12 protein-coding genes are annotated in these 10,959 nt (G+C 63.3%); 7 read left to right on the plus strand and 5 right to left on the minus strand.

Going from position 1 to position 10,959, the window contains the following annotated elements:
* Positions 1-3: 3 nt before the first annotated feature.
* From ACTJKX_RS24265 to ACTJKX_RS24285, 5 genes are read left to right on the plus strand one after another with little or no spacing between them, the layout of a single operon-like run.
* Positions 4-978: a sll0787 family AIR synthase-like protein gene (locus ACTJKX_RS24265; protein ID WP_440726789.1), complete on the plus strand. Its 975-nt coding sequence runs from the start codon at positions 4-6 to the stop codon at positions 976-978.
* Positions 975-2,138: an MSMEG_0565 family glycosyltransferase gene (locus tag ACTJKX_RS24270; protein ID WP_440726790.1), complete on the plus strand. Its 1,164-nt coding sequence runs from the start codon at positions 975-977 to the stop codon at positions 2,136-2,138. The genes ACTJKX_RS24265 and ACTJKX_RS24270 overlap by 4 nt, the downstream gene beginning before the upstream one ends.
* Positions 2,131-2,418 carry an MSMEG_0570 family nitrogen starvation response protein gene (locus tag ACTJKX_RS24275; protein ID WP_440726791.1) on the plus strand — a complete coding sequence of 96 codons (288 nt, stop codon included), beginning with the start codon at positions 2,131-2,133 and terminating at the stop codon, positions 2,416-2,418. Before ACTJKX_RS24270 ends, ACTJKX_RS24275 begins: the two co-directional genes overlap by 8 nt.
* An 11-nt stretch (positions 2,419-2,429) precedes the next feature.
* Entirely contained in the window at positions 2,430-3,704 is a 1,275-nt protein-coding gene (locus ACTJKX_RS24280) for an MSMEG_0569 family flavin-dependent oxidoreductase (protein ID WP_440726792.1), read from the plus strand.
* Positions 3,705-3,716: 12 nt separating this feature from the next.
* Positions 3,717-4,547 (plus strand): Pnap_2097 family protein, encoded by an 831-nt coding sequence (locus tag ACTJKX_RS24285; RefSeq protein WP_440726793.1) that lies wholly within the window; start codon positions 3,717-3,719, stop codon positions 4,545-4,547.
* 302 nt (positions 4,548-4,849) lie between these two features.
* Here the strand turns inward: ACTJKX_RS24285 and ACTJKX_RS24290 are convergent, their stop codons facing one another.
* The 4 genes from ACTJKX_RS24290 to ACTJKX_RS24305 all read right to left on the minus strand — a co-directional run bounded on the left by ACTJKX_RS24290 (position 4,850) and on the right by ACTJKX_RS24305 (position 8,663).
* The gene (locus tag ACTJKX_RS24290; protein WP_440726794.1) at positions 4,850-5,890 is read right to left on the minus strand and encodes an isopenicillin N synthase family dioxygenase; all 1,041 of its coding nucleotides are present in this window, start codon (positions 5,888-5,890) and stop codon (positions 4,850-4,852) included.
* A gap of 178 nt (positions 5,891-6,068) precedes the next feature.
* A complete protein-coding gene (locus ACTJKX_RS24295; protein ID WP_311940221.1) occupies positions 6,069-6,737 on the minus strand; it encodes a methionine ABC transporter permease in 669 nt (222 codons plus the stop codon).
* On the minus strand, positions 6,734-7,720 hold the full coding sequence (locus ACTJKX_RS24300) for a methionine ABC transporter ATP-binding protein (RefSeq protein WP_311940219.1): 987 nt from the start codon (positions 7,718-7,720) through the stop codon (positions 6,734-6,736). Before ACTJKX_RS24300 ends, ACTJKX_RS24295 begins: the two co-directional genes overlap by 4 nt.
* Positions 7,721-7,793: 73 nt before the next feature.
* Positions 7,794-8,663, minus strand: coding sequence for a MetQ/NlpA family ABC transporter substrate-binding protein (locus ACTJKX_RS24305; protein ID WP_440726795.1), 870 nt, complete (start codon positions 8,661-8,663; stop codon positions 7,794-7,796).
* A gap of 375 nt (positions 8,664-9,038) precedes the next feature.
* Here ACTJKX_RS24305 and ACTJKX_RS24310 point away from each other — a divergent pair, with 375 nt between their 5' ends.
* Together ACTJKX_RS24310 and ACTJKX_RS24315 are read left to right on the plus strand one after the other, a co-directional pair.
* Positions 9,039-9,890, plus strand: a complete 852-nt coding sequence (locus ACTJKX_RS24310; protein ID WP_311940215.1) for a transporter substrate-binding domain-containing protein — start codon at positions 9,039-9,041, stop codon at positions 9,888-9,890.
* Positions 9,880-10,725, plus strand: a complete 846-nt coding sequence (locus tag ACTJKX_RS24315; protein ID WP_440726796.1) for an amino acid ABC transporter permease — start codon at positions 9,880-9,882, stop codon at positions 10,723-10,725. The genes ACTJKX_RS24310 and ACTJKX_RS24315 overlap by 11 nt, the downstream gene beginning before the upstream one ends.
* 22 nt (positions 10,726-10,747) lie before the next feature.
* Here ACTJKX_RS24315 and ACTJKX_RS24320 read toward each other — a convergent pair.
* Positions 10,748-10,959, minus strand: a 212-nt coding sequence (locus ACTJKX_RS24320) for a DDE-type integrase/transposase/recombinase (RefSeq protein WP_440726797.1), incomplete at its 5' end; no start/stop codon positions are given.

Genomic DNA, 10,959 nt, shown 5'->3' on the forward strand with positions numbered 1-10,959 from the left:
GCGATGACGATCGATCTCGCCGAGCTTGCAGCATCCCTTCGCGACAACAAGGGGATCAACGGCAAGCAGGATATCGCCGCGGTGGCGGCCAGCCTTGGCCTCTCTGCCGACATGCCCGTCCCCGTCGGCGACGATTGTGCCGCCATAGCTGCCGAAGACGGCCATCTCCTCTTCGCCATAGAAGGTTTCATGAACGAATTCGTCGCGCACGACCCCTGGTTCGCCGGCTGGTGTGGGGTGATGGTCAACGTCTCCGACGTGGCTGCAATGGGGGGACGCCCTATCGCCGTGGTCGATGCCGTGTGGGCCGACGGAGAGGAAGGCGCGGCTCCGGTCCTGGCTGGTCTGAGGGCAGCGGCGCGGGCCTATGGCGTGCCGATCGTCGGCGGCCATACCAATGTGAGGACGGACCGTGGGCAACTTTCCGTCGCCATACTCGGACGCGCCGACAAGCTCCTGACGAGCTTCGGCGCGCGGCTGGGCGACATGCTCATTGTCGCCATCGACTTGAGGGGACGCTATCGCGAGCCCTTCTCCAACTGGGAAGCAGCGACGGATGCGCCGCCCGCTCGGCTACGAACTGACCTTGAAATCCTGCCAGCCCTCGCCGAAGCCGGTCTTGCCCATGCGGCCAAGGACATCAGCCAGGGCGGCATCGTGGGTACCACGATCATGCTGGCCGAATGTTCGGGTGTGGGCATCGATATCGATCTCGGCGCGGTCCCCATGCCGCCCGATGTCCCGATGGAACGTTGGCTTACCACCTTTCCGAGCTTCGGCTATCTGATCGCCACCAGGCCGGCGGATGCGCAGGCCGTCGTCGACCGCTTCGCCGAGCACGACATTGCTGCAGCTGCAGTCGGATGTTTCGACGGCTCTCGCGAAGTTGCTATCTCGCTGGAGGGTCGCCGCGAAGTCATCCGCAACCATGCAGCCCATCCGCTGCTCGGCCTGCCACGACAGGAGGCTGCGGCGTGAGCATCCCTGGTCCGCTCCGCATCGCGATCCTCACCCACTCGACCAATCCGCGCGGAGGAGTCGTGCACGCCCTGGCTCTGGGAGAAGCCCTGGCGGCCCTCGGTCATGAGGCGGTCGTACATGCGCCGGACGCGAGGGCAGCGGGCTTCTTCCGGAAGGCGCAGTGCGAAACCGCCTGTGTCCCCGCCTCCCCCTTCGAGGGGGATACCTTCGGAATGGTGGAAACACGCATTGCCGACTATCTGCGTTATTTCAGCGACCATGCCCACCGACGCTTCGATGTGTTCCATGCGCATGACGGCATTTCGGGCAACGCCTTGGCGACGCTGCGCAAGGAACGTCTGATTAACTCTTTCGCCCGCACCGTGCACCATGTCGACAGGTTCGAGGATCCCCGCGTCGCAGCGCTGCAGGCCCGCTCCATCCATGGCGCAGACCGCCATTTCGTCGTCAGCGAGCATTGGCGCCGCAAGCTCGACCGCGACATGGGGATCGCCGCGACAATGGTCGGCAATGGCGTCAATGCCGCCTTCTTCCAGCCTGAGAGGGACGGCTCGGAATCAGGCCTGGTGCGTCGCCTCGGACTTGGACGAGGCCCCGTCTTCCTGAGCGTCGGCGGGGTGGAGGAACGCAAGAACACACTCCGCATCCTGCAGGCATTCAGCCAGGCACAGACCGTCTTGCCGGGTTCCCAGCTCGTGCTGGCGGGCGGTGCCTCGGTTCTCGACCATGCCGCCTATCAGGCCGAATTCAGGTTGGCCCTCGGCCAGTCCCGCCTGCTGCCAGGCTCCGTCGTGCTGGCGGGACCGATACCCCAGGCGGAGATGGCTGCTCTCTACAGGATCTCCTCGGCCCTGGCTTTTCCCTCCCTCAAGGAAGGATTCGGCCTTGCCGTCATCGAGGCCATGGCATGCGGGATCCCGGTCATCGCCTCGCACATCGCGCCCTTCACCGACTACCTCGCCGATGACGACGTGATCTGGTGCGATCCCCTGTCAACGGGCTCGATCGCGGACGCGATGGTCGCGGCCATGCGTTCTCCTCAACGCGAAAGGCTGGTCCAGCGTGGCCTGGCGATCGCCGCGCGGCACAACTGGGCCGATACCGCACGCGCCCACCTACCCGTCTATCGAACCCTTGGAGCCCGCCAGCATGCCTGAGATGCGCTTTGTCATACGCTGGCCTGATGGCGAGGAGGTGAGTTGCTACTCCCCCTCCCTCGTCATCAAGGACTATTTCGCGCCAGGTGGCTCCTATCCGCTCACCGACTTTCTCGAACGCAGCCGCACCGCCCTCAACATCGCCAGCGGCCGTGTGGAAGCCCGATACGGCGTGCCCTGCGCGCGGGCGCTCGGGCAGTTGCACGACATCGAGGTCCGCGCCCGCCGCTTCGCCGACAACCGCGCCCCCTTCGTCACCTGCATCACCTTTATCGAATGAAGGAGCTGCCCATGCGTGCCCCTCTTCCCATCCATCACAGCGTCGTCGTGATCGGCGGCGGACAGGCTGGCCTGTCTGCGAGCTATCATCTCAAGCGGCATGGCATCGACCATGTCGTCTTCGAGAAGAACCGCATTGCCCACACCTGGCGCAGCCAGCGCTGGGATGCCTTCTGTCTGGTGACCCCGAACTGGCAATGCCAGCTGCCCGACTTTCCCTATGCTGGCCCCGAGCCGCACGGTTTCATGCCGCGCGAAGAGATCGTCGCCTATGTCGAGGCCTTTGCACGGCGGACCGGTGTGCCGGTCCGGGAGGGCGTCGCCGTCACGCGCGTGGCCCGGAGAGACGAAGGGTTCCTGGTCGAGACGAGCGAGGGCCATGTCACCGCGGACGCCGTCATCCTCGCCGTCAGCGCCTACCACATTCCCAAAATCCCGGCCATGGCCGCCGGCGCCCCCAAGGGTATCGTCCAGATTCATTCCTCTGCCTACAAGAACCCCGACCAGTTGCCGTCCGGCAAGATCCTGGTCATCGGTTCCGGCCAATCAGGTTGTCAGATCGCGGAGGATCTCCATCTGGCGGGCCGCACCGTGCATCTCGTCGTCGGCAGTGCACCGCGCTGCCCTCGCTTCTATCGCGGGCGCGATGCGGTGGACTGGCTCGATGACCTCGGCCAGTACGAGATGACGGTCGAAGACCATCCGCTCGGAGAGAAAGTCCGAGGCAATGCCAACCATTACCTCACCGGACGAGGCGGCGGCCGCGACATCGACCTGCGCCGCTTTGCGAACGAAGGCATGGTCCTGCATGGCCGTCTCACCGGCATCGAGAACGGGCGGTTGACACTCGCCGACGACCTCGCCCGCAACCTCGATGCCGCCGATGCGGTTTATAACGGCATCTGCGCGCTGATCGACCGACACATCGCCGAGAAGGCCATCATCGCGCCGGAAGGGGCGCATTACAGCCCCGTCTGGCAACCCGGCGAGCCGGTACGCAGCCTCGACCTGGAAGCCGCCGGCATTACCGGCATCATATGGAGCACCGGCTTCCGTTCGGATTGGTCGTGGGTGGACCTGCCCTTCCTCGACGAGACCGGCTATCCCGCCCACCGGCGCGGCGTGACGGATGTGCAAGGCCTTTACGTGGTCGGCATGCCCTGGCTCTGGACCTGGGGTTCGGGGCGCTTCCTGAGCGTCGGCCGGGACGCCGGCTTCGTAGTCGATCATCTCGCGGCGCTACGGGCGAACGAGATGGGCTCGACGCCTGCCCGAATGGCCGTCTGAAGGCACTTCCCCATGAACGCTCCGATTCTGATCGACCGACCGCTCGCACACGAACCGCAAAAGGCGCAGGCCGGCCTTGGCCCGGTGCTCCTCGGCATGCCGCATCTGGCCTTGAACGGCCTGTCGGAGACCTGGCTGCTCAAGGAACTGGGGCATCGGCACTGGCTGATGCTGGCGCAGATGGCCGGCCGGCCGGTACCCGACTTCAGGGACGCAGCCGGTGCACCCGTCTATGCCGCCTTTCGTTCGGTGGAAGTCTGCGAGGCGGCCTTCGAAAAGGCTCGGGAGAATGATGTCCTGCATATCCGCAGCGCGCTGTCGCGGATCTCGCGCACGCAGATGCGCAGCTGCCATGAACTGGCGATCGATGGCGCTTCCATCGGCTCGGTCATCCTGACCTCGGTCTTCGTGCATCGAAAGGCGGGGACCTCCAACCATTCGATTGCCCGCATTGAGGTTGCAGGCCTGCCCCCATTTGCTGCCGTGACGCCGCCCCAACTTGCGCCGCGCATCCCCGACCATGACCCTCGGATAACCTTCGAGCGCTTGGAGTTCACGCCGTGCCCGAGCCAAGATTTCAACGGAGCCGGCTTTCTGTATTTCACGAGCTTTCTGGCCTTCGCCGACAGGACGGAGTGGGCCCTCACGCCGCCGCCAACACGGATCTGCAACGTTGCGCGACGCGACATCACCTACTTCGCGAACCTCGATCCGGGCGAGGCGATCACGGTCCACCTCGGCACCTTGCATGTCCGGCGTGACCTGCGACTTCTTTGCTGCCGCATCAATCGAAGCAATGACGGCACTCCGCTGGCGGATATCCGTACTTTAAAACGCCTTTGAAGGAGACGCCGCTTTGGCAACAGAAGATTTGGCGGATCAATTCCCCTGACGAAAGCGTGCCGCGGGATGGCTGGCGTGCAGACGCGGGCGACCACCCAATTTCTCACGCAGCGTAGCGGTGCGATAGTCGCCACGCCACTTGTCGCGATGAAGGCCATCCGCCCGGCCGCGTCACTGTAAGCCGGCGGCACCCCACCGGCGATGAGTTGGCCAGGCGGCCCTTGTTATCGGCCTCAGGCTCCTGCCGATCATGGGTACCGTGCAGGAGAGCCGAGGGGAGTCTCACACGAAAGGCCGGCGGGCTACGCAGTTCCCGCCTTTTCCAGGAGGTGAAGCAGGTCCGGATGATGTTTGGCGGCAACATCCGGATGGGAACGCAGGCGGCTCTTGAGATGGTTGATGCCCACCTCCCGGAAGATCGGGTTGAGTGGATCGACCGTTACGCCCCGCTCGCTGCCCCGAAGCTGGTCCGGCAACGGGATAACCGGTATCCTGGCGTGATAGCGGGCACCGAGGAAGAAGGCGACCGAAAAGCGTTCCGTGCCGCGCGGCGGCGTGACGACGTCGTGAACGTCGGCGCGCACGAAGCCGTTCGTCGCCATTTCCAGGAGCTCGCCGCTGTTGATGACGAAGGTGCCGGGTACGGGCGGCGCATCGATCCAGACGCCTTCTTCGGTGCGAATACGCAGGCCCGGCGTCGTATCCTGCAGCAGGACGGTGACGAAGCCGCCATCCTTGTGCGCACCGACCCCCTGGTCGCTGCCGGCGGCATCGCGGCCGGGGTAGCGGATGATCTTGAGAAGCTGCGAGGGCGAGGGCTCGTAGATCTCGGCAAAGGCATTCTCAGGCTGGCCGAGCGCAAGCGCAATGGCCCTCAGCACGTCGATGCCGATGCGCGTGACTTCCGCCTGATAGCGCAAGAGCAGCGGCCTCAGCTCCGGCAGGGCTTCCGGCCATTGGTTCGGGCCGTACAGCCTGTTCCAGGGCGTATCCGGCCCCGCCTCGACAGGCTCGCCTTCGGTGTTGATGTCGAGCTGCTCGCGCCAATCCTGTTCGCCTCGCGTGCGCTCGTAGCCGGCCCGGTTATAGCCGCGGAAATGCGGCGATCTCACCATCTCGATTTTCAGCTTCTCGTCTTCGGGCAGTGCAAAGAAACGCTTCGAGGCAGCGAGCACGTCGTCGATCAGGCTCTGGGGCACGCCATGACCGGTCATGTAGAAGAAGCCATGGTCATGCAGAACGCCGGTCAATTCCTTGATGAAGGCCTCTCGTTCGGGCGGAGCACCATAGAAGCGCGAGAAATCGACTGTCGGCAAATGGGCCCCATGGACGCGGGTCGTCATGTCATAACTCCTGGAGGCAGTAATGGACGTAGTGGCAATGGCCTATACGATAGCCGTCGTTGGACGGATCGTCATGTCGGCGATGTGCGGGATTGAACGATAAGGGGAACAAGAATGACGATCCGGGAACGACAGCGGCCTTATGCCGCTCTCGTCCGGATCGGTTTCGACGAGGCGGTCATCGGCGATGTTCGAGAGCCCGGACCAGACGGTCGCCGAGCGTCTGGAGCAGCTGCACCAGAACGACGAGCACGACGATGGTGGCAAACATCACCTGATTGTTGAAACGCTGGTAGCCGTAACGGATGGCGAGGTCACCAAGGCCGCCTCCGCCGACGACGCCGGCCATGGCCGAAAAACCGACCAGCATGACCACGGTCAAGGTCACCCCTGCCAGGATCGCCGGCAATGCTTCCGGCAGGAGGACCTTCTCGATCACGTGCCGCAAGGTGCCCCCCATTGCGAGCACCGCCTCGATCCTGCCTTTCTCCACCTCCGCCAGCGCCGCCTCGACGATGCGGGCGAAGAACGGCACGGCGCCAATGGTCAGCGGCACGACCGCCGCCGTGCTGCCCAGGCTGGTGCCGACGATCAATCGGGTCAGCGGTATCAGGGCGATCAGCAGAATGACGAAAGGCAGCGAGCGCCCGACATTGACCACAAGGCCGATCAAGCTGCTGAGCCACGGTGCAATCACAAGCCCGCCCTGCCGGGTCACGAACAACAACACGCCGAGCGGCAGTCCGACCGCTATGGTTACCAGAGCGGACAGTGCGACCATGTAGAGGGTTTCGCCGGTCGCGTTCGCCACCAGCATCAACAGTTCGGTCCAACTCTGGGGTGTCATATCAGCTCCGCCCGAACGCCGCGGTCATTCAGGAAGTCGAGGACCCCCGCAAGATCGAGCCCTCCTTCGGGGCGACGGAAGCCAACCCGAAGGCGGCCCACCCGCTGTCCCGCGATGGTTTCGACCCCGCCACCCAGCAATGTCACGCCGATGGAATGCTGCTGAGCCAAGGTACTGAGCACCGGCGAGGCCTCGACTGCATCGATGAAGGTCAGTTCCGCAATGGCTTCGTCGCTCCTGTCGGTCAGCGCGCAGTCGGGCAGCAGGGCGCGGCCCAGCAACGACGTGGGATCGGCGACGAGCGTGGTGAGCGGGCCTGCCTCGACGACCCGCCCCGCATTCAGCAGCGCAGCGGAATCGCAGATGGCCTTCACGACACCGAGCTCATGGGTAATCAGCACGATGGTGACGCCAAGTCTTGCGTTGACGTCTCGCAGCAGGTTCAGGATGGAGCCTGTGGTCTCGGTATCGAGCGCGCTGGTCGCCTCGTCCGACAGCAGGACATCCGGCTCGGCGGCCAAGGCCCGCGCGATCCCGACGCGTTGCTTCTGCCCTCCGGAAAGCTGGGACGGGAATGCCCGGGCCTTCTCCGCCAAACCGACCAGATCGAGAAGTTCCTCGACCCTGCGTCGACGAGCCTCGCGCTTGACGCCAAGAATTTCCAGCGGCACCGCGACATTGTCGGCAACGTTGCGCGAGTGCAGCAAATGAAAGTGCTGGAAGATCGTGCCGATGCGCCGGCGTTGGCGCCGCAACTCGCTGGGCGGCAAGGCCGTCAGGTCGCGGCCACCGACGATGATGCGGCCAACGGTCGGCCGCTCGAGCAGATTGAGGCACCGGATCAGCGTGCTCTTGCCGGCCCCGCTGCGTCCGAGCACCCCGAAGACTGCCCCCTTCGGAATATCGAGCGTGACGTCGTCCAGCGCGACGAATTCGCGGCTGCCCTGCGTGTAGACTTTACGCAGCTTCTCAATACGGATCATGACGGTTTCCGATCGCCACGGCAAAGCCCCGCCGCAATCCGGCGGGGCCTCGGCCCACCAGGGCCAGACCGTGTCAATTGTTCACGGGAATGACGGAGCCCTGATAGTGCTCGCGGATGAATTTGGCGACTTCCGGTGAGGTCAGCAGCTTGGACAAGCGAGCGATCCTGGGATCATCGGCAAGCTTTGGGGTGGTGACCAGGACGTTGGCGTAGGGATTGCCATCTGCCTTTTCCAGCCCGAGAGAGTCTTTGGCCGGACTGAGGCCAGCCTCCAGGGCATAGTTGCCGTTGATGACCGCAAGATCGACGTCGTCAAGCGAGCGGGGCAACTGCGCCGCCTCGATTTCGAGAATCTTGAGATGCTTTGGATTGTCGGCGATGTCCTGCGGCGTGGCGGCCTGCTTGTCCGGCGCATCGAAGCCTGCTTTCAGCTTGATTAGCCCCTGCGCCTGCAGCAGATAGAGCGCCCGGCTGAGATTGGTGGCGTTGTTGGGCACGGCCACGGATGCACCGTCCGGTACCGCATCGAAGCTCTTGTGCTTGCGGGAATAAACCCCGAGCGGCTCGATGTGAACCGTCGCGGCAACTGCGAATTTCTGGCCCAGCGCCTGTTCCTGCGACCGCAGATAGGGAACGTGCTGAAAATAGTTGGCATCGACGTCGCCACTGGCAAGCAATTCGTTCGGGTTCACGCCTTGGCTCAACTCGACGATCTTGAACTGGAAATCGGGCGCCAGCTTCTGGACGAACGCCAATATCTCCGTATGGGGGACAGGATCAGCCGCAATGCGGAGGGGGGCGTCGGCGGCGAAGGCGGACAGGCTTAGCGCCACGGGCATGATCGCGATCGCTGCGATCCTTGCAAGGCGCGTCGTCAAGATACGGAGCATTGAAGACCATTCCTTTTGCTGGTCAGGTTTACTGGAAACGAGCGATTTCAACTTCTGCAGCCCCGAAGGAGTGCGAGGGGTTTGCTGCCATCGAAGCGATACGGGGACCTGTCGGGGGCACGCACGCCGTCGATGCCGACGCTCGGGCGCAGAGCCGATCAGAGACTGTCAAGGTCGCGCGGAAGGTCCGGAATGTGACGTGGCGAATGAACATCGAGACAGGCAAGCGTGATGGCGTGAAGTGACATGCGCCGGACTGCGAATGAACGCCTTCCCGGAGGAAGCGGCCGTCGAATCGAGGTGCATTGATCTTTTGTATATAAAATCTATTAAATTAATAGACAAATAAAATCCTTCATGGGAAGAGAAGGCCTCAATCACAAGCCCGATCGCCATGCAGTGCTCGGGCAAGAGAGCCGAAGGACAATGACATTGCTTCTCGAAAACCATGGCAAGACCCGTCTGGGCCTGCCGGCAATCGCCCTGGCCCTGGCCACCGGCTTGGCCCTGCCCTCCTGGGCCGGGGAGACCCTGGATCGCGTCAAGAAATCCGGACAGGTCGTCGACGTTCTCGTCAATGATTATCCGCCTTTCGGATTCATCAATGCCCAGAACGAGCTCGATGGCTTCGATGTCGACGTCGCCCGCGCCTTTGCCGACAAGCTCGGCGCCAAGCTCAAGCTGGAGACGCCGGGCTGGGAGGCGATCATCAGCGGCAAGTGGTCGGGACGTTGGGATGTGGCGATCTCATCGGCCACGCCGACCGAGGAAAGAGCCAAGGTCGTCGACTTCCCCGTCACCTACTATAATGCGCCAGCCGTGCTGGTGGTGCACCAGGACGAGAAGGCCATCCGATCCGCCGCCGATATCTCCGGCAAGAAGGTCGGTGTTGGCACCGGCTCGTCCTATGAAGCCTATGTCAACCGCAACTTCGCCATTCCCGGACACAAGGCGATCGCCTTTCCTTTCAAGGATGCTCTCGCTGTACCAGGCGATGAAACCGTGAACTTCCAGAACCTGGCCCTCGGCCCGGGGGTTCGCCTCGATGCCATCGTCGCCTCGCTGGCAACGGCCCGGGGCGGCATTGAAACCACGAAGAAATTGAAAATCGTCGGCGATCCCCTGTTCGCCGAGCCCAACGCGGTCGTCACCGACAAGGACGACCCGGAATGGAACGCCGAGATCAAGCGCGTGTTCGGCGAACTGAAGGCGGATGGCACGCTAGCCAGGATTTCCAACAAATGGTTCGGCACGGACATAACCAAAGATGTCGATTGAAGAAGCGGCGGCCGAAGCCGGCCGGCGCACTCGGCCCCTGCCCGTTCCCGGGATAGGCCGCCTTGGTTTCAGGCAAAAGGTCTGGCTGGTCTGGGCGGGCATGCTGGCCATCCTGGCGTGCGGTTTTTTCGCGCTGGGATTGGATCTTGCGCTGATCCGGCAGAAGCTGCCCTTCCTCCTCGGCCTCAGATTGACAACGGACGGCTTTCTTCAAGGTGCCGCCCTCACCGTCTTCATCACCGCCATCTCGATGGTGCTGGCGCTGATCGTCGCCATCCTGGCAGCGCTGGGCCGCCTCTCCACCAATCCCCTCGCCTTCGCGGCAGCAACTTTCTACGCCTCGCTTTTTCGTGGCACGCCCCTGCTCGTGCAGGTCCTGATCATCTATCTGGCGCTGCCGCAACTCGGCATCGTGCTGTCGGCGCTGACCTCGGGCGTCATGGCCCTGGCGCTGAACTATGGTGCCTATCTTGCCGAGATCATCCGTTCGGGGATCGCGGCCATCCCGCGCGGACAGACGGAAGCGGCCATGGCACTGGGCCTGCGGCGTTGGCAAATCGGCATCAAGATCGTCGCGCCACAGGCCATGCGCATCATCATCCCACCGGCAGGAACGCAGTTCGTCTCCATGCTGAAGGATTCCTCGCTGGTCTCACTCATGGGCCTGTGGGAGTTGAACTTCCTGGCCCAATCCTATGGGCGCTCGACCTTCCACTATATGGAGATGCTGACGGCGGCGGCAGCAATCTACTGGCTGCTTTCGATCGGATTGGAGCTTGTCCAATATCGCCTGGAACTGAAATGGTTTTGTCGCAAACTCAAACGGGGTTCGTGAAGAGAGGTGTTGGCGCCGCGGCTCACGCAGCCAGGAGTTCGAACTGCGCTTTCAGTGACGGACGTGGATTATAGGCAAACCTCGCCTGTTGTTTGCGCATCATGTGGACCAATTCGATGCCGGAGAGGATGACCTCGGCACTCTCCATCGACTTGAAACCGAGCATGGATCGGATGCGGCGTTTAACGCGCCGATGATCCTGTTCGATCTGATTATTGAGGTATTGGCTGGTAC

The sequence above is a fragment of the Labrys sp. 22185 genome (assembly GCF_052045555.1).
GTDB lineage: Bacteria > Pseudomonadota > Alphaproteobacteria > Rhizobiales > Labraceae > Labrys > Labrys neptuniae.